This window comes from Mesorhizobium sp. M0678 (genome assembly GCF_040320505.1).
GTDB lineage: Bacteria > Pseudomonadota > Alphaproteobacteria > Rhizobiales > Rhizobiaceae > Mesorhizobium.
On the sequence record NZ_JAMYPT010000035.1, the window covers coordinates 1 to 23,500 of the forward strand.

General features: G+C 64.2%; 24 protein-coding genes. 16 read left to right on the forward strand and 8 right to left on the reverse strand.

Annotated elements, in window-relative coordinates; translation table 11 throughout:
* Nucleotides 1-243: 243 nt before the first annotated feature.
* Complete coding sequence (locus NKI29_RS30870; protein WP_352571359.1) at nt 244-1,338, reverse strand: tetratricopeptide repeat protein; 1,095 nt, start codon at nt 1,336-1,338, stop codon at nt 244-246.
* Nucleotides 1,335-2,249 (reverse strand): non-homologous end joining protein Ku, encoded by a 915-nt coding sequence (gene ku / locus NKI29_RS30875; protein WP_023675684.1) that lies wholly within the window; start codon nt 2,247-2,249, stop codon nt 1,335-1,337. The genes NKI29_RS30870 and ku overlap by 4 nt, the downstream gene beginning before the upstream one ends.
* 472 nt (nt 2,250-2,721) lie before the next feature.
* Here ku and NKI29_RS30880 point away from each other — a divergent pair, with 472 nt between their 5' ends.
* Entirely contained in the window at nt 2,722-3,909 is a 1,188-nt protein-coding gene (locus NKI29_RS30880) for a Fic family protein (protein WP_352798379.1), read from the forward strand.
* An 8-nt stretch (nt 3,910-3,917) separates the two neighbouring features.
* On the opposite strand, the gene ligD is transcribed toward NKI29_RS30880, so the two are convergent.
* Together ligD and NKI29_RS30890 are read right to left on the reverse strand one after the other, a co-directional pair.
* On the reverse strand, nt 3,918-6,419 hold the full coding sequence (ligD, locus tag NKI29_RS30885; protein ID WP_352571361.1) for a DNA ligase D: 2,502 nt from the start codon (nt 6,417-6,419) through the stop codon (nt 3,918-3,920).
* Nucleotides 6,420-6,574: 155 nt separating this feature from the next.
* Entirely contained in the window at nt 6,575-6,799 is a 225-nt protein-coding gene (locus tag NKI29_RS30890) for a hypothetical protein (RefSeq protein ID WP_023675682.1), read from the reverse strand.
* A gap of 183 nt (nt 6,800-6,982) precedes the next feature.
* On the opposite strand from NKI29_RS30890, the gene NKI29_RS30895 reads away from it, so the two are divergent.
* From NKI29_RS30895 to NKI29_RS30920, 6 genes are all read left to right on the forward strand, one after another.
* Nucleotides 6,983-7,990: an aldo/keto reductase gene (locus NKI29_RS30895; RefSeq protein WP_352571362.1), complete on the forward strand. Its 1,008-nt coding sequence runs from the start codon at nt 6,983-6,985 to the stop codon at nt 7,988-7,990.
* 227 nt (nt 7,991-8,217) lie between these two features.
* Nucleotides 8,218-9,168, forward strand: coding sequence for a substrate-binding domain-containing protein (locus tag NKI29_RS30900; RefSeq protein ID WP_023675680.1), 951 nt, complete (start codon nt 8,218-8,220; stop codon nt 9,166-9,168).
* A gap of 220 nt (nt 9,169-9,388) precedes the next feature.
* Nucleotides 9,389-10,957 carry a sugar ABC transporter ATP-binding protein gene (locus tag NKI29_RS30905; RefSeq protein WP_502896743.1) on the forward strand — a complete coding sequence of 523 codons (1,569 nt, stop codon included), beginning with the start codon at nt 9,389-9,391 and terminating at the stop codon, nt 10,955-10,957.
* A complete protein-coding gene (locus NKI29_RS30910) occupies nt 10,954-11,970 on the forward strand; it encodes an ABC transporter permease (protein ID WP_352571364.1) in 1,017 nt (338 codons plus the stop codon). The genes NKI29_RS30905 and NKI29_RS30910 overlap by 4 nt, the downstream gene beginning before the upstream one ends.
* A gap of 241 nt (nt 11,971-12,211) precedes the next feature.
* Nucleotides 12,212-12,580, forward strand: a complete 369-nt coding sequence (locus NKI29_RS30915; RefSeq protein ID WP_352571365.1) for an endonuclease domain-containing protein — start codon at nt 12,212-12,214, stop codon at nt 12,578-12,580.
* A 90-nt stretch (nt 12,581-12,670) separates the two neighbouring features.
* On the forward strand, nt 12,671-13,168 hold the full coding sequence (locus tag NKI29_RS30920) for a GNAT family N-acetyltransferase (RefSeq protein WP_352571366.1): 498 nt from the start codon (nt 12,671-12,673) through the stop codon (nt 13,166-13,168).
* 376 nt (nt 13,169-13,544) lie between these two features.
* Here the strand turns inward: NKI29_RS30920 and groL are convergent, their stop codons facing one another.
* Both groL and NKI29_RS30930 read right to left on the reverse strand, forming a co-directional pair.
* On the reverse strand, nt 13,545-15,176 hold the full coding sequence (groL, locus tag NKI29_RS30925; protein WP_352678890.1) for a chaperonin GroEL: 1,632 nt from the start codon (nt 15,174-15,176) through the stop codon (nt 13,545-13,547).
* A 57-nt stretch (nt 15,177-15,233) separates the two neighbouring features.
* Nucleotides 15,234-15,548, reverse strand: a complete 315-nt coding sequence (locus tag NKI29_RS30930; RefSeq protein ID WP_352457303.1) for a co-chaperone GroES — start codon at nt 15,546-15,548, stop codon at nt 15,234-15,236.
* 338 nt (nt 15,549-15,886) lie between these two features.
* On the opposite strand from NKI29_RS30930, the gene NKI29_RS30935 reads away from it, so the two are divergent.
* Nucleotides 15,887-16,156 carry an usg protein gene (locus NKI29_RS30935; RefSeq protein ID WP_023675672.1) on the forward strand — a complete coding sequence of 90 codons (270 nt, stop codon included), beginning with the start codon at nt 15,887-15,889 and terminating at the stop codon, nt 16,154-16,156.
* Between the two features lie 85 nt (nt 16,157-16,241).
* Here the strand turns inward: NKI29_RS30935 and NKI29_RS30940 are convergent, their stop codons facing one another.
* On the reverse strand, nt 16,242-16,535 hold the full coding sequence (locus NKI29_RS30940; protein WP_245274652.1) for a DUF982 domain-containing protein: 294 nt from the start codon (nt 16,533-16,535) through the stop codon (nt 16,242-16,244).
* Between the two features lie 137 nt (nt 16,536-16,672).
* On the reverse strand, nt 16,673-16,885 hold the full coding sequence (locus NKI29_RS30945) for a hypothetical protein (RefSeq protein WP_245274651.1): 213 nt from the start codon (nt 16,883-16,885) through the stop codon (nt 16,673-16,675).
* A 344-nt stretch (nt 16,886-17,229) separates the two neighbouring features.
* Here NKI29_RS30945 and NKI29_RS30950 point away from each other — a divergent pair, with 344 nt between their 5' ends.
* From NKI29_RS30950 to NKI29_RS30985, 8 genes are all read left to right on the forward strand, one after another.
* Nucleotides 17,230-17,706, forward strand: a complete 477-nt coding sequence (locus NKI29_RS30950; RefSeq protein WP_352678893.1) for an Hsp20 family protein — start codon at nt 17,230-17,232, stop codon at nt 17,704-17,706.
* A 29-nt stretch (nt 17,707-17,735) separates the two neighbouring features.
* A complete protein-coding gene (locus tag NKI29_RS30955; RefSeq protein ID WP_352798380.1) occupies nt 17,736-18,242 on the forward strand; it encodes an Hsp20/alpha crystallin family protein in 507 nt (168 codons plus the stop codon).
* 58 nt (nt 18,243-18,300) lie between these two features.
* On the forward strand, nt 18,301-18,525 hold the full coding sequence (locus tag NKI29_RS30960) for a hypothetical protein (RefSeq protein ID WP_352798381.1): 225 nt from the start codon (nt 18,301-18,303) through the stop codon (nt 18,523-18,525).
* Nucleotides 18,526-18,620: 95 nt separating this feature from the next.
* On the forward strand, nt 18,621-19,223 hold the full coding sequence (locus NKI29_RS30965; RefSeq protein ID WP_352798382.1) for a CDP-alcohol phosphatidyltransferase family protein: 603 nt from the start codon (nt 18,621-18,623) through the stop codon (nt 19,221-19,223).
* 26 nt (nt 19,224-19,249) lie between these two features.
* A complete protein-coding gene (locus NKI29_RS30970; RefSeq protein WP_352798383.1) occupies nt 19,250-21,037 on the forward strand; it encodes a bifunctional alpha/beta hydrolase/class I SAM-dependent methyltransferase in 1,788 nt (595 codons plus the stop codon).
* A 2-nt stretch (nt 21,038-21,039) separates the two neighbouring features.
* Entirely contained in the window at nt 21,040-22,383 is a 1,344-nt protein-coding gene (locus NKI29_RS30975; RefSeq protein ID WP_352621317.1) for a phosphatase PAP2/dual specificity phosphatase family protein, read from the forward strand.
* Entirely contained in the window at nt 22,380-22,808 is a 429-nt protein-coding gene (locus NKI29_RS30980; RefSeq protein ID WP_352642804.1) for a hypothetical protein, read from the forward strand. Before NKI29_RS30975 ends, NKI29_RS30980 begins: the two co-directional genes overlap by 4 nt.
* Nucleotides 22,809-22,816: 8 nt before the next feature.
* A complete protein-coding gene (locus NKI29_RS30985; RefSeq protein WP_031211476.1) occupies nt 22,817-23,479 on the forward strand; it encodes a lysophospholipid acyltransferase family protein in 663 nt (220 codons plus the stop codon).
* The last annotated feature ends 21 nt before the right edge of the window (nt 23,480-23,500 follow it).

The following is a 23,500-nucleotide window of genomic DNA, read 5'->3' on the forward strand; positions in this document are numbered from 1 at the left end:
AACTGACCCAGAACACGATCCGCCATCCCGAATCTCCCTGCTTCGACCATCATCACAGAATCACCGATCGGCTTCTGTGCAAAGGTCTCCTTGTGGGAGAAGGTGGCCGAGCGAAGCTCGGTCGGATGAGGGGTGTTCCAGGGAACGCCGACGCCTCATTTCTTCCAACACCCCTCAACCGTCTCGGCGCTGCGCGCCGATCCACCTTCTCCCACAACAAGGGGAGAAGGAGGCGCTACTACCTCACCCCGCCGACATCCGCGCCAGCTGCAAATCCACGAACTGTATCCCCTTGGCGGCCGTGCGCGCCCATTCGGAGTTGGGATCGAGTTCGAGGTAGCGCACCCAGCGACGCCGCGCCTCGGCGAGATTGCCGGCGTCGAACTCCAGCCTCGCAAGGTTGAATACCGCGTCGGCATAATTGGGATCGAGTGCGATCGCCTTGAGCAAATGCCGTCGCGCCGACGCCACCCGCCCCTCTTCGCTCATCAGCCCGGCGAGATTGAACCAGGCCTCGACGAAGCCGGGATCGAGCTTTATCGCGCGGGCATAGTCGTGCGCCGCCTCGGCCGCGTGGCCGGCGGCGCGCAGGCAGTTGGCGCGGTTGAAAGCGGCGATGGCATCGCTTGGGTCGATGGCCAGGCAGCGCCGGTAGAGCGCCGCCGCCTGCTCGTGGTCTTCAGCCCCTTCCGCCGCCTCGGCATCGGCGAACAGCTCTTCCAGCGTGTCGTCATCCTGCGTTCCCAGATCGAACAGCAGCTGGCCGTCGAGTTCGCTCTGGCCGCCCTCGAGATAGATCGCATCGGCCCGCCCATGCTGTGAGCCGACGGCGAGCGACTTGGCGGTGAGCGAGGCGACCGGGCCCGACCGGTGCACCGAGCGCGCAATCGCCCCCCATGAGGCGCCGCCGGCAACCAGCCCGGCATATTTGCGGGCGAGGATCAGGTCGCGAAAGGAATACGGTTCGCAATCATGCTCGAAGGCATCGAACAGCGACAAAAGGTCGAGATCCTCGCCGGTCAGCCGCGACTGGTCGATCAGCGACTGCCGCGACAGCGCCGAAGCCTCCGGCGCTTTCATCAGGCCGAGCAGGCGCAGGAAGCCGTTCTCGCTGACCAGCTTGCGCCCGGCCGCGCGCTCGGTGACGACGCGGCGCTCAATCTCGGCATCATCGGCCCTGGCGAGCAACATGCGGCCCAACACGACATGTGTGGTGCGCCGAGTGACGCCGCGCCGCAACTCGCCGTGCTGGCGCTCGACCTCGCGCGCCGCCAACCTGAGCGGAAAGGCGGCCAGCGCGCCGACGATGCCGAAGACCGTGCCGGCGAGAGCCGTCACGCCTTGCTCTTGCCGACGGCTTTGAGAAGGTTCGCCTTGAGCGGGTTTTCCTTGGCCGCGGCGGCGCCGGCCTTGGCGGATTTCGCCGCGGGCTTGGCCGTTTCATCGGCCTTGCTCTTGGACTTGGCCGGCGGCTTGGCCGATTGCGACAGGCTCGCCTTCAGCGCATCCATGAGATTGATGACATTGCCGCGCTCAGGCGCCGCCGCGATGATCGGCTTATGGCCCTTCAGCTTCTCGCGGATCATCGCCATCAGCGCGATCTCGTAGCGGTCCTCGTAATTCTTCGGATCGAAGGTGGTTTCCTTCTGCTTGATCAGCGCCTCGGCCAATTGCAGCATTTCGGGATCGGGGGTTCCGGCCGGGATATTGCCGAAATACTCAGCCGTGCCACGCACTTCGTTCGGATTCCTCAAGGTGCAGACGAACATGCCGTTCTCGCGCGCGCCGATCGTCACCACGCGCTCGCGGCTGGACAGCACCAGGCGGGCGATCGCCAGCTTGCCGGATTTGCGCATCGCTTCGCGCAGCACGGCGAAGGTCTCCTCGGCCATTGCGCCGTCCGGCGCCAGGTAATAGGGCGCGTCCTGATAGATGACGTCGACCGAATGCTCGTCGACAAAGGCCTCTATGTTCATCGTATGATTGGATTCGATGCGTACCGCATCGAGATCGGAGTCCTCGATGATGATGTACTGCTTGTCCTCGTATTCGTAGCCCTTGACCAGGTCCGAACGCTCGACCAGCCCGAGTTCGGGGTCGACCGGCTTCATGTTGATGCGGTTGTGCGTCTTGTTGTGCAGCTGGTTGAAGCTGATGCGCTCGCTGGCGCTGGTCGCCGGATAGAGCCGGACCGGACAGCTGACCAGACTGAGCTTGAGGTAACCTTTCCAACTTGCCCTGGGCGCCATGAAATACTCCTACGCGGCCTTGTGCTGTCGAACTGTTCGCAGCGTTCATTTGTCCGGAGGACGAACGGGGCTGCCGAAATCCTACATTGCCCCTTACAATACCGGCAAATCCCTAGCGAAATCTTCCTCCGCTGAGAGCCGCCTGCAGGCAAGGGATCCGTGGCGAAGAATAATTCAAATTTTCCGGAGCGTCGATGGATTGCAGATCGGACCGGCGCACCGCCGTCACCATTCTACCGGACGGCTCTGTGCAGCGGCCAAAAGATCGGCCAAACCTGTGCCTCGACCCGCTTTGATGCTGGAGTTTCAATCTGATAACGCCGTTTGCGATCGGCCATGACCGATCGCCGGCCGGCTGGCAGACAATCGGCCAAATGATCGGCCAATTTTTCTATTAATCTAGAAAAAAACTATTTATGATTATGTACTTATTAATTCTGAAGATCGGCCAAAAATTGGAGGCAGCCGTACCATGGAAGAAAGCGTACAGCGGATCGAACCGGCCCGTCTGGAGGAAGTATCCGAGGAAATCTCGGATGCCCTGGCGGAATTGTCGGCGGCGTCCGCTACGTTGGGCGGCAGCCTTCATCCCCGTGCAGCTGCCAACCTCGCCGATCTCGTGCGCATCATGAATACCTATTACAGCAACCTCATAGAGGGCCATGACACGCGTCCGCGCGACATCGAGCGCGCGCTGGCAGGAAATTTCGACAAGGATGAGGAACGGCGGAACCTGCAACTTGAAGCCGCCACTCACGTCAGGCTCCAGGCCGAGATCGACCGGATGGCTGCGCGGGGCCGATTACCTGATCCGGCTTCCCGCGCCTTCATCCTGTGGCTGCATCAGGAATTCTATCGGGATGCCGAGGAACTCATGCTGCGTGTCAAGGGTGCAGGGCGCGAATTTCTCATGGTGCCCGGGGAATGGCGATCGAAACTTGAGCACGATGTTGCGGTCGGCAGGCATCAACCGCCATCCAGCGTCCGCGTCGACGATTTCATGTGCTATTTCGAAACGCGCTACGGCTTCGCAAAGCTCGGCAAGGCAGGCCGGATACTCGCCATTCCTGCTGCGCATCATCGCTTCAATTTCATCCATCCATTTCCCGACGGCAACGGGCGCGTCAGCCGCTTGATGAGCCATGCGATGGCACATGAGGCAGGTATCGCCGCTCATGGATTGTGGTCGATTTCACGTGGACTGGCGCGAGGGCTGAAGAGTCGCAAAGACTACAAGACCATGATGGATCATGCCGACATGCCGCGCCAGGGCGATCTCGACGGCAGAGGCAATCTCTCACAGCGCGCGCTAGCGGATTTCACCCTGTGGTTCCTGCGCGTCTGTGTTGACCAAGTGACCTTCATGTCCGGCCTTTTTGATCTCGCCACGCTGGCAAAGCGTCTTCGCGCCTACGCTACAAGCAGCGAGTTGAAGCCGGAAGCCAGCCGTCTGCTGGAAGAGGCGCTGATACGCGGCGAATTCGAGCGAGGCGAAATCTCGCGCATTACCGGACTGCCCGAGCGGACCGCGCGGCGGGTTTTCAATGATGTCATTTCGCTTGGGCTGCTGGAATCCGAGACGCCCAAAGGGCCGGTATCCCTGCGCTTTCCCGCCAAGGCCTTGGACACGCTGTTCCCGAGGCTGTTTCCCGAAACATGAATCAACAGTCAGCCAGCCTCAGGTCCAACCGGCGGCAAATCCCTGGCGAAATCTTCCATGTCGGCCCAGGGATCGCCTGACGTCGCCAGCAGGCCCGGCAGCGACGAATAATTCAGATCCTGCGGAGCGTCGATGGATTCCAGATCGCTCCAGCTCACCGGCGTCGAGGCCGGCAAATTGGTGCGGGCGCGCAGCGAATAGGGAGCCGCAGAAGTGTGGCCGCGCGCATTGCGGTGATAATCGATGAAGATACGCCGCTTGCGGTTATCCTTGCCCATGGTGGTGGTGAAAGTGTCGGGCGCGGTGGCGGCAAGATGCGTCGAGATGGCGCTGGTCGCCTGGTGCAATTTCTTCCAGTTCTGCTTTTGCGTCACCGGCACTGATATGTGGATGCCGTGGCCGCCGGACGTCTTGGCGAACGGCACCAGCCCTAGCGCTTCCAGCTCGCCCTTAATGTGCACCGCCGCCTCAACCACCTCGCGCCAGGCGATCCCCTCGCCCGGGTCGAGGTCGAAAACGATCAGGTCCGGCTTGTCGAGCCGCGTGCGATGGGTGCCCCAGGTGTGGAACTCGACGACACCGAACTGCGCCAGCGCCAGATAGCCCTTGGCGTCTTCCACCGAGAGATAGGATTTGGTCTCGCCCTCCGAATTGGTCGCTTCGAAAGTCGCCACAGAGGACGGCATGCCGGTGAAGGCGTGGCGCTGGAAGAAACAGTCCTGCGGCCTGCCGGTCGGGCAGCGCACCAGCGACACCGGCCGGCCGAGAATGTGCGGCAGCATGAAATCGCCGACCAGCGCGTAATAGACGGCAATGTCGAGCTTGGTCGGGCCGGTCTTGCCGAACAGCCGTCGCGTCGGGTTGGTCACCCAGATGGTGGCGAGGTCGGCCTCGGCGATCAGCCGCTTGCGCTTGGCCGAAACCGGCGTCGACAGGCCGACGTCGCGCAGGCCGCGGAACACGGCATGGCGCAGCGCATTGTCGGTGGTCCGGTTGGCGTAGTGGATATGCGCCGAAAGCAGCGGCCGCACCCAGTTCATCTCGCGCATGATTTCGCGGGGAACCCCTTCGGGCGCGGATGCCCCGGCGCGCAACGGCTCCAGCCGCGCCAGCAACTCGCCGGCGGTGGCGGCGTCGAAGCCGGTGCCGACCTTGCCGCGATAGTGCAATTCGCCATCCTCGAATTCGCCGAGGCCGAGTGCGGCCAGCCCCTCGGCCGCATCGGAGACTGTGTAGCCGGCGATAACGAAATCGCCGGTCTGAAGCGCCTTGGTCTTGGTCCAGGTCTTGGTGCGGCCGCTCTGGTAGACCGCCGTAGCACGTTTCGAGACGACGCCCTCCAGCCCCATTTCCGATGCCTGGTCATAAAGCGCCTGGCCGTCGCCCTCGGCGTGATCGCTGTACTGGATGGCGGAGTTGGCGCCGAGACCGGACAGCAGCTGCGAAAGCAGCGTCTTGCGCCGGCGGAGCGGCACTTGCCTCAGGTCCCAGCCGTCGAGATAGAGAAGGTCGAAGGCATAGAAGTGGAGCTTGTTGCCGGCGCCTTCGGCCAGCGCATCCTGCAAAAGGGCAAAGCGGCTGATGCCCTTGGCGTCGAGCGCGACGACCTCGCCGTCGATGATCGCCTCGCGGCACGGCAGCCTGGCGAATGCAAGCGGCAGGTCGCCATAGCGCTTCGTCCAGTCGAGGCCGGCGCGGGTGATCAGCCTGACTGCGCCGTTAGCGAGATGCGCCATGGTGCGGTAGCCATCGAATTTGATCTCGTGCAGCCAGACTTCGCCCGTTCGGGCCGCTGGGTCATCGCCGCCCGGCGGTTTCGAAACCTGCGTAGTCAGCTGCGGCACGATGCGGGTGGGCGGCGGCGCCTTGACGGCGCCCGGCAAAGCACCGGGTTTCAACACCACCGGCCTGGCAGGCTTGGCGGCCGGCTTCGGCGTTGCCACCAGTTCCTCGATGCGGCGTCCGGATTTGACGCTTTCCGGGCGGGCTTCCAGTATGTCGAGCTTGGCGTCGGCGGCCAGATCACGCTCCTTGAACAGCAGCCAGTTCTTCTTGCCCTCATCCTCGCCGGGCTTGGGCTTCAGCCGCGCCAGCATCCAGCCGCCATTGAGCTTCTCGCCGGCGAGCCGGAACTTGAAGGAGCCGGTGCGCAGGCTCTTCTCGACGTCATCCATCGGCGCCCAGATGCCGGTGTCCCAGACGATCATCGGCCCGCCGCCATATTCGCCCTCGGGAATGACACCTTCGAAGTCGATATATTCGAGCGGATGGTCCTCGGTCTCGACCGCCAGCCTTTTATCGGCCGGATTGAGCGACGGGCCGCGCGGCACCGCCCAGCTCTTCAGCACGTCGCCGACCTGCAGGCGAAGGTCGTAGTGGTCGGCGGTGGCGTGGTGCTTGTGAACGACGAAGCGGTTGCCTTCCCCCGCAACCAGCCCGCCGGCGGGTTCCGGCGTCCTCGTGAACTCGCGCTTGGCGCGATAGGCCTTGAGCTTCGAAGGAGCTGGCATGGACTAGGCGCGGGTGGTGGGCAAAAGCAACGAGCGCGGCATCAAAATCCCATCGCAGCGGCGCTCCAATGTCACGGCATGGATCCCAGGGTCTCCGCGACGTCGCTTAGCTCCCGCTCCGCCCTGGGATGACGAAGGATGGCAGGTCACGCCGCTCAATCGTCGGTGGCCGGCGTCAATTCGAGTTCGGCCGGCGACAGGCCCTGCTGCAGCTGGCTGAGCCGGAATTCGTCGACCCAATAGGCCTCGCCGTCGACCAGCACCCGCGCGCTGTAGCTGCCGGCCGAAAAACGCTGCGCAGTGATGTACACCTTGTGGCGGTCGAGCGCGTTCCGCACCGCGGCGCGCTTGGATTTCTGACTGGCGACGGAACTGGCCATGCTGGTTACTCACGCACAAGCCGCAAGGCGGCGTGCCTTAAGGATGGCCGAGAGCGTGTCGGCTGTCAATTTGGCAGTCGCTGCGAGCCGCGCGCGGTAGCGCCTCCGGCTCTGTGGAAACCGAGCCGGTGCGCTATATTGCCCTGGCGGCTTGGAACGCGATGCTGATCCGGAGAGCTTCACATGACATTGACGATGCGCAAACTCGGCAGCCAGGGGCTGCAAGTCTCGGCAATCGGTCTCGGCTGCATGGGCATGAGCCAGTCCTATGGCCCGGCCGACGAGGCGGAATCGACCGCCACGCTGCACCGCGCCATCGAACTCGGCTGCGCCTTCCTCGACACCGCGGAAGTGTACGGGCCGTTCACCAACGAGGAACTGCTCGGCCGCGCGCTGAAGGGCCGGCGTGATGAGGTGACGATCGCGACGAAATTCGGCTTCCGCATTGAAAACGGCAAGCAAGTCGGCACCGAGCGCGACAGCCGGCCCGAACATATCCGCGAGGCTTTGGAAGGTTCGCTGAGGAGGCTCGCCACCGACCACGTCGACCTCCTCTATCAGCACCGCGTCGATCCGGCGGTGCCGATCGAGGATGTGGCGGGCGCTGTCGGCGAGCTGATCGCTCAGGGCAAGGTCCGCTTCTTCGGCCTCTCTGAAGCCGGCGCCGCCAATATCCGCCGGGCGCATGCCGTGCATCCGGTGTCGGCCGTGCAGAGCGAATATTCGCTGTGGGAGCGCAATCTGGAGCCGGAAATCATTACGCTGCTGAAAGAGCTCGGCATCGGCCTGGTGCCGTTCTCGCCGCTCGGCCGCGGTTTTCTCACCGGCGATGTCAGGCGCGCCGAAGACTATCCGGAGGGCGATTACCGGCGCGGCGATCCGCGCTACCAGGGCGCCAACTATGACGCCAACATGCGGGCGGCGGCCACGGTACTCGACATCGCCGCGGCGAAGCCCGTCAAGCCAGGTCAGATCGCGCTGGCCTGGCTGCTCCACAAGGGGAGCGACTTCGGCATCGACATCGTCCCGATCCCCGGCACCAAGCGCAGAAAATACCTCGAGGAGAACGTCGCCGCGGCTTCGATCAGGCTCGACCCAGCCGAGATGCAAGTGCTCGACGACGCGCTGGCGCCGGGAAAGGTCGCCGGGCCGCGCTACGGCGAGCGCACCATGGTGATGATCGATCGGTAGGTCTTGCCTGCCCCCGTTCTTGCGCAAAGCTCCGGCCTTGGCTAGCATCCGCCGGCAGGCACCGAGCGGAGGAGAACGTCGCGGTGGACCGGCTGGAGCGCCGTGCGTCCCTTCAAAGCGAGTTGGGCGCTCAAAGGACACTCCATTTTTGAATCGACGCAAGGAACCTTCCGGAAAACCCATTCCGGTTTCGGGGTCATGCGCTCATCTGGGAGGAGACTAAATTGATCAACAGACGTGAATTCCTGCTGTCGTCGGCGGCGATGGGCGCCTTGGCGCTAGCCGCTCCGCGACTGGCTTTTGCGCAGGACAAGCTGACCATCCTTGGTTCGGTGCCGAGCCTCGGCTTTCCATTCTTCGTGCACATGCTGAACCAGATCAAAGCTGAGGCCCAGGCGCAAGGCGTCAACCTGGTCGAGAGCGACGGCCAGAATTCGGCGCCCAAGCAGACCGCCGATATCGAAGCGGCGCTGGTGCAGAAGGTCAACGCCATCGTCATCTCGCCGCTCGACGTCAACGCGCTGGCCCCAGCCATCGAGGAAGCGGTCAAGGCCGGCGTTCCCGTCGTCACCATCGACCGCCGCGTCGAAGGCGTCGAAGGCATCCTCGCCCATGTCGGCGCCGACAATGTCAAGGGCGGCGAGGCCGAAGCACAGGCCATGGTGGCGGCGTTCCCGAACGGCGCCAAGATCTTCCATCTGCAGGGTCAGCCCGGCGCCGGCCCGGCGATCGACCGTAACAAGGGTGTGCACAACGTCCTCGATCCCATGAAGGACAAGTACCAGATCATCTTCGAGCAGACCGCCAACTTCGCCCGCGCCGAGGCGCTGTCCGTCACCGAGGCCGGCCTTGCCGCCAACGGCAAGCCCGACGCGATCATCTGCGCCAACGACGACATGGCGCTTGGCGCGGTTGAAGCCTGCGCGGCGCGCAACTTCACCGACGTCAAAATCTATGGCTTCGACGCGCTTCCCGAAGCGCTGGTCGCCGTGCGCGACGGCAAACTGGCCGGCACGGTCGAGCAATTCCCCGGCGAACAATCGCGCACCGCCGTGCAGATCGCGGTCGCTTACGCCAGGGACAAGACCGAGCCAAAGGAAAAGCTGGTGCTTTTGACGCCGATCGTCATCGGCAAGGACAATCTCGACAAGGCGGAGAGGCTGGGCGAGACGAAGTAGGCGAAGCCGACGGGACAGCCCCCCTCTGGCCTGCCGGCCATCTCCCCCTCAAGGGGGGAGATTGGATGTCACGTCGGCTTTCGCTAGTTTTCGATCTTGCAGAAGAGGCGAAGCCAATGAAGCTGCCAATCTCCCCACTTGAGGGGAGATGGCCGGCAGGCCAGAGGGGGGCGCTGCCCCGCCAGCCTTGCGTGACAACCGAATGATCGAGGAGCAAACTTTGCCCAAGGCAGCCGCCATCGCGCCCTCTCCCGCCCTGCTCACCGTCGAGGGCGTGACCAAGCGCTTTGCCGGCGTCACCGCGCTGAACGACGTTTCGCTCGAAGTCCGCCCCGGCGAGATACTCGGCCTGCTCGGCGAGAACGGCGCCGGCAAATCGACGCTGCTCAAGATCCTGTCCGGCGTGATGCCGCCGTCCAGTGGTCGCATCGTCTTCGACGGTGTCGAATTCAATCCGCACAATCCGCAGGATGCCAAGCGCCACGGCATCGTCACCATCTACCAGGAACTGAGCCTGATCCCCACGCTGACCGTGGCGGAGAATATTTTCATCGGCCGCGCGCCGCTCGGCCGGTTCGGGCTGGTGAGTTGGCGGCGAATGGAGCAAGATTCGCGCGCGATCATCGCCCGCGTCGGTCTCGACCTCGACCCGGCGACGCCGGTTTCCGCATTGTCGGTGGCCGAGCAGCAGCTGGTCGAGATCGCCCGCGCGCTATCGCTGAAGAGCCGCTTGATCATCATGGACGAGCCGACCTCGGCGCTGACCGAAACCGAAGTGCACAGGCTGATGTCGATCATGGACCGGCTGCGCAAGGATGGCGTCGCCATCATGTTCGTCACCCACCGGCTAGAGGAGGCATCGGCGATCTGCGACCGCATGACGGTGCTGCGCGACGGCAGGCTGGCCGGCCATCTCGACCGCGAAGGCGGGCCGATCAGGTTGCCGAAGATCATCGAGAAGATGGTCGGCCGTGCCGCTTCCGAGCTCTATGCCAGGCCGACGCAGCGCGATGTCGCCGGCGACGTCCGGCTCTCGGTGCGCGGCCTGCGCACGGTGCGCGATCCGCAGGCGCCGCACGCCATCGTGCTCGAAGGCGTCGATCTCGACCTCAAGGCGGGCGAAATCCTCGGCGTCGCCGGGCTCGTCGGCTCCGGCCGCACCGAGCTCGCCCGCGCCATCTTCGGCGCCGACCGCATTGCAGCCGGCACCATCATGCTCGACGGCAAGCCGATCGCGCCCGCCTCACCCGCCGACGCCATCGAGCTCGGCATCGGGCTGGTTCCGGAAGACCGCAAGCACCAGGCAATCTTCGCAGCACTCGCCATCCTCACCAATTTCTCGATCGCCGCGCTCGACCGCTACTCCAATGTCGGCTTCATGGCCGAGCGGCGAGAGCGCGAGGCGTTGGCGAACTACAGGAAGACGCTGTCGATCCGCATGGCCTCGCCCGAGCAGGCGATCGAGGGACTGTCCGGTGGCAACCAGCAGAAGGTCATCCTTGCCCGCTGGCTGGCACGCGATCCCAAGGTGCTGATCGTCGATGAACCGACGCGTGGTGTCGATGTCGGCGCCAAGGCGGAGGTGCACCAGATCCTGGTAGAGCTCGCGGCACGCGGCATCGCCATCATGATGATCTCGTCCGAGCTGCCCGAAGTGCTTGCGGTGTCGGACAGGATCGTCACCATGCGGCGCGGGCGCATTACCGGCGAGATGCCCGGCATCGAGGCGACCGAGGAGAAACTGATGGAACTGATGGCGCTCGACCAGAAGCAGGAAGCAACGCAATGACCAGCACGACCGAACGAAGCCAGCGCGGCGGCGTCAATCTTGCGCGCCTGCTGATGAGCTTCGGCCCGCTGATGTTCCTGGCGTTGCTGATTGTCGTCTTCACCGTGCTGAAGCCGAGCTTCATCGACCCGATCAACCTGTTCAACATCATGCGCCAGATCTCGATCACCGGGCTGATCGCGCTCGGCATGACCTTCGTCATCCTGACGGCCGGTATCGATCTGTCGGTCGGCTCGCTGCTCGCCTTCTGCGGCATGGTCGCGGCGGTGGTGGCCAAAGGCGGCACCGCCAACACGCTGTCGCTGTCGACGTCTGGCACGCAAGGCTACGGCTGGTTCGCCGCCCTTCTCGCCGCCGTCGTCGTCGGCGCCATGGCCGGCGGCGTCCAGGGTTTTGCCATCACCAGGCTGAAAGTGCCGCCCTTCGTCGTCACGCTCGGCGGCCTCACCGTGTTTCGCGGCCTGACCTTGACGATTTCCAATGGCGGCCCGATCTCCGGCTTCGACGCCTCGATGCGCTGGTTCGGTACCGGCCTGATCGGCCCGGTGCCGGTGCCGGCGATCATCTTCGCGATTGCCGCGATCCTTTGCCATATCGTGCTGCGCTACACACGTTACGGCCGCGCGGTCTATGCCGTCGGCGGCAATGCCGAGGCGGCACGGCTCTCCGGCCTGCGTGTCGACCGCATCCTGATCTCGGTCTACATCATCGTCGGCTTCTTCGCCGGCCTTGCCGCCTTCGTTTTGTCGGCGCGGCTCAACTCCTCCGAAGCCGTCGCCGGCATCGGCTACGAGTTGACGGTGATCTCGGCGGTCGTTATCGGCGGCACCTCGCTGTTCGGCGGCATCGGCAGCGTCGGCGGCACGGTGGTCGGTGCAGGACTGATCGGCGTCTTGCAGAACGGGCTGCAGTTCAACAACGTCTCGTCCTACACGCAAAGCATCGTCATCGGCCTGATCCTCATCCTCGCGGTGGCCTTCGATCGCTGGCTGAAATCGCGGGTGAGGCGGTGATACAGGTGCCATACCTATCCAGGTCGGCGGGCCAGCACCCCCCCTCTGTCCTGCCGGACATCTCCCCCTCAAGGGGGGAGATTGGACGTCGCTCCAGCTTTCGCCAATCTCTAAAGAAGGGAGAACTTTCGGCGAAGCTGCCAATCTCCCCCCTTGAGGGGGAGATGTCCGGCAGGATAGAGGGGGTGTTCAAGCGCAGCATAGAGAAGATGGGCAAGTTTCGCGCTGAGGAATAGAAGTAGTGAATCACTATCCCGTACCTCCCCGTAACCGCGGCAATGCGCGCAAGATGCGCAAGGCCATGACGGCTGCCGAGCTGAAGCTCTGGAATGAGGTCCGGGCGCATCGACTCATGGGGCTGGCATTTCGGCGGCAGATGCCAATTGCAGGCCATATTGTCGATTTTGCCTGCCCGGACAAAAAGCTGATTGTCGAACTGGATGGCTCCCAGCATGCCCGGGCCGATGCCTCAATATGGGACGCTACCAGAAGCGCACGGCTTGAAGCGCTGGACTGGACTATCCTGCGGTTCTGGAACGACGACGTCATTCGCGATATCGATAATGTCTGCCAGCACATAGTCATGGTGGCCGGCGCGGATGTGCGCTGAACTCAGCCGTGCAGGGTCGGCGGGACAGCACCTCTCTGTCTTGCCGGACATCTCCGCTCAAAAGGGGCAGGTTTCTGAGGCGAGGTGCCAATGACCCAGATAAGAACCATGACCGAACAGGACGTTCCGGCGGTGTCGCGGCTGCTTGGAGGGTCCTGGCGCTACACCTATTCGCCGATCCTGGGTGCCGAGACCACGGCGCGGCTGTCGGATGAGAGGCACGCGCCGGAGCGGCTGGCGGCCGAGCTCAGGGACGACAGCAAGATGTCCTTCGTCGCCGAGCGGGCTGACGGCTCGCTCGCCGGTTATGCGATGGCCGCGATGGACGACAAAGGCGAGGTCATGCTCGAGCGGCTCCATATAGACAAAAGCGAGTACGGCACCGGCCTTGCCGCCGACCTGCTGCATGCCGTTCTTGCCGCGCATGCGGGTATTCCCAGCATCGCCCTGGAAGTGATCGAGGGCAACGACCGCGCAATCGCCTTCTATCGCAAGCACGGCTTCGAGGTCGTCGAGCGCCGGCCGGCTGCACACGGCGTGGGCGGCCACGCCTCGCTGATCATGCGCCGGCTGCTACCACGGGCTTAGCAAGCGAAAGCGGCTGAGCGCGTAATCTCCCCCCTTGAGGGGGAGATGTCCGGCAGGACAGAGGGGGGCGCCTCGCGTGAAGCGCCAACCTTCTCTTTCGTCCCACAGGGCGTCGCGCCAGGACGTACCGACCCTCTCTGTCGCCTTCGGCGACATCTCTCCCTCAAGGGGGAGATTGGCGACTTCTCCGACCGCTCAGACCGGCGTTGACGCGCTGTGCGCGCGTTGCCCAGTCGGCAACCGTCGCGCCAGCAACGCTCTCGCCGGCAACCATCCCGCTCGTCTGCGGCGCAAGCAGGTCGTTGCGGCGGGCGAGGGCGACGAAGGCGGACACGGTCCATCTGCCGTTTCGAAGTCGCGCTTTGGAAGCCTGGCCTTAGAAGTCCATGCCGCCACCGCCGGGCATCGGAGGCATGGGCGTTTCCTTCTTCGGCTTCTCGGCCACCATCGCCTCGGTCGTCACCAGCAGGCCGGCGACGGAAGCGGCGCCCTGGAGAGCAGTGCGCACGACCTTGGCCGGGTCGATGACGCCTTGACTGTAGAGGTCGCCGAACTCGTTGGTCTGGGCGTTCCAGCCATAGCCGAAGTCGGTCGTCTCGCGCAGCTTGCCGACGATGATCGAACCTTCCGCACCGGCATTCTCGGCGATCTGGCGCACCGGGGCCTCGATCGCGCGACGCACGATCTCGACGCCGGTCTTCTGGTCGGGATTGTCGACCTCGATATTGTCGAGCGCCTTCGCCGCCCTCAGCAGCGCCACGCCGCCGCCGGGCAGGATACCCTCCTCGACCGCCGCGCGTGTGGCGTGCATGGCATCGTCGACGCGATCCTTGCGCTCCTTGACCTCGACCTCGGTCAAGCCGCCGACGCGGATGACGGCGACACCGCCAGCGAGCTTGGCCAGCCGCTCCTGCAGCTTCTCGCGGTCGTAGTCGGAGGTGGTTTCCTCGATCTGGGCCTTGATCTGGCTGATGCGCGCCTGGATTTCATCCTTGCGGCCGGCACCGTCGACGATGGTGGTGTTCTCCTTCTCGATCAGCACCTTCTTGGCGCGGCCGAGCATCTCCAGCGTGACGTTCTCGAGCTTGATGCCGAGGTCTTCCGAGATCGCCGTGCCGCCGGTCAGGATGGCGATGTCTTCGAGCATGGCCTTGCGGCGGTCACCAAAGCCCGGCGCCTTGACGGCTGCAACCTTCAGGCCGCCCCGCAATTTGTTGACGACCAGCGTCGCCAGCGCCTCGCCTTCGACGTCCTCGGCAATGATCAGCAGCGGCTTGCCGGATTGCACGGCGGCTTCGAGCACGGGAAGCATGGCCTGGAGGTTGGAGAGCTTCTTCTCGTGGATCAGCACATAGGGTTCTTCGAGCTCGACGCGCATCTTGTCCTGGTTGGTGATGAAATATGGCGAGAGATAGCCGCGGTCGAACTGCATGCCTTCGACCACTTCCAACTCGGTCTCGGCGGTCTTGGCTTCCTCGACAGTGATGACGCCCTCATTGCCGACCTTTTCCATCGCCTCTGCGAGGAAGCGGCCGATCTCGGCATCGCCATTGGCAGAGATGGCGCCGACCTGAGCGATTTCGTCGTTCCTGGTCACCTTGCGGGCATTGGCCTTCAGTTCGGCGATGATTGCTTCGACCGCCTTGTCGATGCCGCGCTTCAGGTCCATCGGGTTCATGCCGGCAGCAACCGCCTTGGCGCCTTCCTGGACGATCGACTGCGCCAGAATCGTCGCGGTCGTGGTGCCGTCGCCGGCGGTATCGCTGGTCTTCGAGGCGACCTCGCGCACCATCTGCGCGCCCATGTTCTCGAACTTGTCCTCAAGCTCGATCTCTTTCGCCACCGTCACGCCGTCCTTGGTGATGCGCGGCGCGCCGAACGATTTGTCCAAGACAACGTTGCGGCCCTTGGGACCGAGCGTCACCTTCACCGCATTGGCGAGGATGTCGACGCCGCGCAACATCTTCTCGCGCGCTTCGGTATGAAATTTCACATCTTTGGCAGCCATTGGAACACTCCTCGATAGGCAGCTTTTCGTTGACTGGAATGCTTGTTCAGGCCCCCCTCAGGCAGCCTTCTTCATCTCGCCCGTGGCTTCGATCACACCCAGCACGTCGCTCTCTTTCATGATGAGCAGATCCTCGCCATTGAGTTTGATCTCGGTGCCGGACCATTTGCCGAACAGAATGCGGTCGCCGACCTTGACGTCGAGCGGCTGCAACTGGCCGCTGTCGTCGCGCGCGCCGGGGCCGGCGGCGATGACCTCGCCCTCCTGCGGCTTCTCCTTGGCGGTGTCGGGGATGATGATGCCGCCCGCGGTCTTTTCGTCGACCTCGATGCGGCGGACCAGGATACGGTCATGCAATGGACGGAACGCCATGTCGTTCTCCTCTCTGGACAAACAGATTTTCGAACATCCTCCTGACCGGACCGGCAATATCGGCCCGGCACGGGGTGCGCGACCCCTTCATCAGGCATCGCGCGCATACGAACTAGTCGCGCTTTTTTCAGCTTTCAAGAGGATCATGCAAAAATTTTAGCACTCGACGCCTGAGAGTGCCAATACGCTGTAATTGTTAGCACATTCGCCGTTTCCGGCGCGATGACCCGGCCGGATTTCCAAATCTGTCCGTCTCCTGAGCCGCTTGCGGCGGCTGGAACCTATGTGGAAGGCGAGGCGTTTTGCAGACGGAGGTTCATTGGGAAAGGAAGGATTGCATGATCAGCAGGGACTTTCAGCTCCAGATGCAAGGGTTTGGCCTCACCACGGCGGAGATCCACTACCGCCTGCCCGATCATCGAAGCCTTCTGCAGCTCTACATCTGGCAGGAATACGATATTGCCCCCGATTTCCCGACGCTGAAGCATTTCCTCGATTTCTGGGAGCGCGAGATCGAAGGCCCGCTGCATTCGGTGCGCGTCGCCCATCATCACCTGATCCAGCCCTCCGAATGGCGGGCCGTAAACGGCATTATTACCGTCCACTGAGGAGCAAGCCGATCTGCCGCTAGACAGCGGACAAAGTCTCCGAAGCGGGGGAAAGGCAGCTGCCTCTCCCCACTTGTTTTGGATCTCACAATATCGGAGGGGGGTCCGGACTAGCCGGCGCGGTCGACAGGCTTGCGGGCCGATGCGAGCAATCGGGCCTTGCGCGCCGCCCGGACGAAGGCCTTGCGCGCATCACGCCGGTACGCCAACCGTCGAGCGCGTCGCGGCAGGTCCGATAGGCGGCGCGCCAACTCCGGCTGCGTGCACGGTCCGGCCACTGCTGGCGCATGCATTCGATGGCTTCCCAACTGCTGGCGACCTTGCGCTCGCTGGATTGGAATTTCAACGTGATCGGCTCGGCAAAGCGGACGTCGTCCATCACCTCCTCCTTGTTTTCTGATCGTCTTCTTGTTTGAGCAAGCAACGTTATGCTGGCGGCACCGGCGGCCGGCCGGCGCCGCTGAAGGACATGGTTCGTCTCTCTGCGCGGTTCAAGAGCATCGCGGCGACAGCCGGTTATTCCTCCTCGTCCGGCCCTTGCAGCAGTTCGATCAGCGTCGCTACTCTTGCCGTCGGCAGCGGTCGGCCCTCGTTCACCAACGCCTCGTCGGCGGCGATCCAGGCCAGGGCCTCGCGCAATTCCTGGACCGTCCCGTCCGTCGCCGCAATGTCGGCGATCACGGCTTCGTCGACCGGGCCCAGCACAGAAATGATCTCGTCGCGTGTCATGGTCAGCTCCATCTGCGGGTGCCGGGAACGGGCCCGGCAACACAAGAAATCTGGGTCTTGACCTGCTGCAGACAATAACCGGCCGGGGAAGTCAGCGTTGGCAATTGAAATCAAACAGGCAATCTCCTGCCGGACATCTCGCCGCAAAAAGGGGGATTGGCAGCCTTGCCGAGCCGACCGAAAACGGCCCGAAAAACCGGCAAAGCGAAAGCCACCGGGTCTTGACTTGCGGCGGACAATAACCAGATCGAAGGCACCGGTCGCCGAAATGGGGCCGGCGAAACCAGGGAGCGCCAGCTCTTTGGCGCTCCTCGTATCTATGTTGCTCGATGGAGGATGTAGCTATGAGAACCGCATTCGACTTTTCCCCGCTCTATCGGTCGAGCATCGGCTTCGACCGCGTCTTCAACCTGCTGGAAAATGCTCCGCAGGCTTTCGACGCCTGGCCGCCCTATGACATCGCGCGCAGCGGCGAGAACAACTACCGCGTCACCATCGCCGTCGCTGGCTTTTCCGAGGACGACCTCGAAATCACCCATGAACCCAACCTCCTGATTGTCTCCGGCCAGCACAAGGAGCCGGATAACGCGGAGTATCTGCATCGTGGCCTCGCCGCACGGCCCTTTACCCGCCGTTTCGAGCTTGCTGATCACGTCAAGGTCGCAGGCGCCTCGCTCGACAACGGCCTGCTCAGCATCGATCTGGTACGTGAGGTGCCCGAGGAGATGAAGCCTCGGCGCATCGCCATCGCGACCGATGTCGCCTCGCCGAAGACCGGGCCGAAGGTCGCGCAGGTCGAAGCAAACAAGCAGGCTGCCTGAACGCACCAGTCGAGAAAGGAGACTATGCAATGGCTATTCGTGATCTCATTCCCTGGGGCCGGGAGAACAATCAGACCCCCAGCCTGTTCCGTGACGCCGATCGCGATCCCTTCCTGACGCTGCATCGCGAAATGAACCGCCTGTTCGAAGAGGCGTTCCGCGGCTTCGACACGCGGCTGCCGTCGCTCGGCCTCTCCGCGGCCCGCGCCAGCTGGCCGAGTGTCGAAATCTCCGATGGCGAAAAGGAGATCCGCGTCACCGCCGAAATCCCCGGCATGGACGAGAAGGACGTCGAGCTGCTGCTCGATGACGGCGTGCTGACGCTGCGCGGCGAGAAGCGTGAAGAGACCGAGGACAAGGACAGGCAGTTCTCCGAACGCTTCTATGGCCGTTTCGAGCGGCGTATCCCACTCGGCTACGAAGTCGACGGAGACAAGGTGAACGCCGCGTTCCGGAACGGCGTGCTCAGCGTGACGCTGCCCAAGACGGAGCGCGCCCAGGCCAAGGCCAAGCGCATCGCCATCGGCAAAACCTGACAGCTCGCAGGACGACGCCCCCTTCTGTCCGCCGGTTGCGGCTGACAGAAGGGGGCAAATGTCGATGACCCGTTCTCCCGACGCTCCGGTTCCGCCAGATCAAGCGCAGCAGGCCCTGCAGTGCCTGACGACCGAGCATTTCGTGCTGCAAAATGCCCGCGCGGCGACCATTCAGGAAGCGAACCAGCGAGCCGATCTGTTCCTGACCTCGGTCTCGAGCGCAACGTTTGCCCGCCCTGTTCCCGGGCGACACGGTCAAAGCGACGACATAGCCGTCCGGTAAGTTTGCGGAAAGTGATGGGCGCCGCCCTTGCGTCTTGCGCGCCAATTGACCATCCTCGCCAACATCACTTTGCACCGCGGCCGGGGGGTTCGCACATGCCGACGCTTTATGCGCTGAAACCGGCCTTCCAGGCCAGGCTGCGGCCGCTTGCCGACGGCCTGGCCAGAGCCGGCCTCACCGCCAACCAGATCACGTTGCTGGCCGCTGCCCTCTCGCTCGCCACCGGCCTTGTGGTGGCAGCCCTTGCCGGCCACCGCGTGGTCTTTCTGCTGATGCCGCTCGTGCTGTTTACGCGAATGGCGCTGAATGCGATCGACGGTATGCTCGCGAGGGAACATGGCCAGGCCTCGAAGCTCGGCATGTATCTCAACGAGCTCTGCGATGTTGTCTCCGATCTCGCTTTGATCCTGGCCTTTGCCGTCATTTTTCCTGCCTGGGGCGTCGTTGCATTCGCTATCGCGGCTATGATCGCGGAATTCGCCGGCGTGCTCGGCATCGCCGCCGGAACCGGGCGCAACTATGCCGGCCCGTTCGGCAAAAGCGACCGAGCGCTGGCGCTCGGCATCCTCGCCGTGCTTATCGCGTCCGGCCTGTGGGTCCCGGCGCTCACGCCGCTCGTGTTTCCGGCCATGGCTACACTCTCGCTGGCGACCGCCATCAACCGGATACGCAGCGGTCTTAACGGGAGCAGCAGCTGAATTCCGGTCTCGCCAGGGGAAAAAACATGCTTCACCAACAGAAGGTTGCAGCCGTCGCTTCGGCCGACATCGAGCGGGTGGCGCAGGAGCGCAGCTTCAAGAGCCATGACGGCACCGAGATCTTCTACCGCTATTGGCCGGCGCTGTCGGAACACCGCAAGGGTGCCATCCTGCTGTTCCATCGCGGCCACGAGCATGGCGGCCGCATGGCGCATCTGGTCGACGAGCTCCAGATGCCCGACCACGCCTTCTATGCCTGGGATGCGCGCGGCAATGGCCGCTCCGCCGGCGAACGCGGCTATGCGCCGTCGTTTGCCGCGCTGGTGCGCGACATCGATTGCTTCGTGCGCGAGATCGGCAGCGACGGCTTTGCCCGGCGCGACATCGCGCTGATCGCGCAATCCTTCGGCGCCGTGCTTGCCGCCGCCTGGGTGCATGACTATGCGCCCGACATTCGGGCCCTGGTGCTGGCCTCGCCGGCCTTCTCGGTCAAGCTCTACGTGCCCTTCGCCAAGCAAGGCATTGCGTTGTGGCAGAAGCTGAAGGGCCGCTTCTTCGTCAATTCCTACGTCAAGGCGAAATTCCTGACGCATGACCCCGAGCGCATCGCCTCCTTCGACGCCGACCCGCTGATCACCCGGCCGATCGCCTCCAACATCCTGGTCGAGCTCTACGATCATGCCGCGCGCATCGTCGCCGACGCCCGCGCCATCACCGTGCCGACACAGCTTCTGATCTCCGGCAGCGACTGGGTGGTGCGCCATGGACCGCAGCACGAGTTTTTCGTCAATCTGGCGAGCCCGGCCAAGGAGCGGCATATTTTGCCCGGCTTCTTTCACGACACGCTGGGCGAGCGCGACCGCCACAAGGCACTCGACCTGATCGGGCCTTTCCTCGAAAGGCAGTTCACAGCGCCGGAAAAGCCGGTCGACCTGACCGAGGCCGACCGTGCCGGCTACACACGCGACGAGGCCGACCGGCTGGCCTCGCCGCTGCCGCTGCTGTCTCCCAGGGGGCTCTACTGGACAATCAGCCGCGCTTCGATCCGCATGGGCGCCTGGCTGTCGTCCGGCATGAAGACGGGGATTGCCACCGGCTTCGATTCCGGCTCGACGCTCGACTATGTCTATGAGAACGAGGCGCGCGGCATCAGCCCCATTGGCCGCATGATCGACCGCACCTTTCTCGATGCCATCGGCTGGCGCGGCATCCGCCAGCGCAAGCTGCATCTGGAAGAGCTGATCGGCAGCGCCGCCGCCTCGCTCAAGGCCGGCGGCCGGCCGGTCCATATCGTCGATATCGCCGCCGGCCATGGCCGCTACGTGCTCGATGCCGTGCAGAAATGCGCCGCGCCGCCGGCAAGCGTGCGGCTGCAGGATTTCTCCGAGCTCAACGTCTCGCTCGGCCGCAAGCTGATCGCCGAGCGCAAGCTGCCGGCGACCGTCTCGTTCCATCGAGGTGACGCCTTCGACGCCACGATGCTGGCCGGGCTCGACCCGGCGCCGGATCTCGCCATCGTCTCGGGGCTCTACGAATTGTTTTCCGACAATGCCATGATCGCCCGCTCGCTCGGTGGACTGGCCAGCGCCATGCAGCCCGGAAGCCTGCTCGTCTACACCAACCAGCCTTGGCATCCGCAGCTCGAGATGATCGCGCGCAGCCTGACCTCGCATCGCGGCGGCCAGGCCTGGGTGATGCGCCGCCGCACGCAGACCGAGATGGACCAGTTGGTGGCGGCCGCCGGCTTCGAGAAGCTCGACCAGCGAATCGACCAGTGGGGCATCTTCACCGTTTCGGTCGCGCGGCGCGTCTGAGCATGGACTTGCCTGCCTCTGCCTTACCTCGCGATGCCCCTGCCCTTCCGGCCTTGCCGCGCGAGCCGTATCCCGGGATAGTCCTGCGCGCCGCATTGTGGCTGTCATTTCTGGCGCCGTTCTTCTACGCCACCTACGGCTTCGCCAACTGGCTGGCGTCGCGGCGCGACGACGTCGGCAGCATCGTCTTCGGCTGGGAGCATGGCATCCCGTTCCTTGCCTGGACGATCGTGCCCTACTGGTCGATCAACCTGTTCTATGGCTTGTCGTTGCTGTTGAACAATTCAAAGAGCGGCGTCGACCGCCTTGCCGGCCGCTATCTGACGGCGCAGATCGTCGCCGTCGCCTGCTTCATCCTGTTCCCGCTGACTGCGACGTTCGTGCGCCCGCAGACGAGCGGCCTGCCCGGCTTCATGTTCGCCGTGCTCGGCGGCTTCGACAAACCCTTCAACCAGGCGCCGTCGCTGCATATCGCGCTGCTGGTCATCATCTGGGACCATTGGCGTCACAGATTGACCGGCATCGCCGGCGTCGCCTGGCATGTCTGGTGTTTCCTGATCGGCGCCTCGGTGCTGACGACGTGGCAGCACCATTTCATCGACATTCCGACCGGCGCGCTGCTCGGCCTTTTCGCGCTGTGGCTGTTTCCGCGCGACGGCGCCTTGCCTTTCGCCGGCTTCCGCCTGACCGCGGACCCGAAAGCGCGGCTTCTGGCGCTGTTCTATGCGCTTGGCGCAGCCTTTGCGCTGGCCGGCGCTGCTGCCGGCGCATTGGTCTCGGCGCTGTGGCTCATCCTGTTGTGGCCGGCACTGGCGCTGGCCATAGTCGCTTTCGCCTATGCCGGCGCCGGCGCCAAGGTGTTCCAGAAAACAGCCGATGGCCGCGTGTCGCTGGCCAGCCGTCTTCTGCTGTGGCCCTACCGGGTTGCCGCCAAGGTCAATGTGTGGGCATGGACGCGAAAGCTTCCGGCGCAGATCGTCATTGCCGACGGTGTTTCCCTTGGCCGTTTTCCGACCGCCGCCGAGGCCGACGCCTTCGGCACGGTGATCGACCTTGCCGGCGAATTGGAAAGGCCGCGTGGCGCCTCGATCCACTGGTTGAGCCTGCCCATGATCGACCTTTTGCCGCCGTCTCGCGAGGCGCGTGCGCAAGCGGTGGCGGCGATCGAGACGGCGCGGGGCCAGGGCACGGTGCTGGTCTGCTGCGCGCTTGGCTTCCAGCGCAGCGCCGCCGTCGTAGCCGAATGGCTGGTCGCCAGCGGCCGGGCCGACACGCCGGATCAGGCGCGAGGCAAGCTCGCTGCCGCCGGCCGGCCTGTGCATCTTGGCGTGGACCACCCGGCATGACCGCCTATCGTGACAGGGCCGAAGCATTCGCTGCCGGGCTGATGGTGCAGGTGGCATGGCCGCTGCTGCTGGTTGCTGCTGCCTTGCTGGCGGCACCGGTCATCGGCCTGGCGGCAGTGCCGCAAACATCATCGCTGTCCGCGGTAGTCTGGCTGATCGCCGCCGCGAGTGCCATAGCCACAATCATTCTCTCGGCCCTGCTTTTGTTCGACGCGCTGCTGTTCCGGCTGATGGCCAGCCACGCCAGCGAAGCAGGCGGCGGTGCGGCGATCGACGACGTGCTGGCGCGCATGCGGCTGAAACCCACGGCGGCCGGTGGCCGCTCGCTCGACCAGCGGATGGCCGGCACGCGCCGTCTGCTCGCCAAGCAGCGTATCGCCTTCAGCCTGTTCGCGGCGGCCTCGGTCGTCGCGGCATTCTTTTGAGCCCGTCCATGACAAAGCTTCGCGTCAGCACCTATACCCTGCTGCAGACGGTGACCTCGGTCGGCCTGTCAGCACTGGCCTGGGTAGTCACCGGAGTGCGGCCGATCTGGAACGGCAGCCAGCCATCGGACCGGCAGCGCATCTACTTCGCCAACCATGCCAGCCACGGCGATTTCATCCTGCTGTCGGCCTGCCTCAGCGAGAAGGAGCGCGCCCGTACCCATGCGGTGGCGGCCGCCGATTATTGGAGCAAGACGCGGCTGCGCCGTTTCATTGCCGAGGACATGCTGTCTTCCGTGCTGATCCACCGGCAGTGGACGGATGAAACGCAGCACCCGATCTCGATCATGCTGTCGGTGCTCGACCAGGGCCATTCGCTGATCTTGTTTCCCGAAGGCACGCGCAACATGACCGACGAACCGCTCCTGCCGTTCCGTTCCGGCCTCTACAATCTGTCGATGGCGCGGCCCGATGTCGAACTCATCCCGTGCTGGATCGAGAACATGTCGCGGGTGCTGCCCAAGGGGCAATTCGTGCCGGTGCCGCTGCTTTGCCGTGTCGTCTTCGGCGCACCGATCGCCATTCAACCGGGTGAGGAACGCCGCGCCTTTCTCGACCGCGCCCGCGAAACGCTGCTGGCGCTCAACCCCCGGCCGCAGCGAGACGATTGAGGACCAAGGCAAAATGCTGCC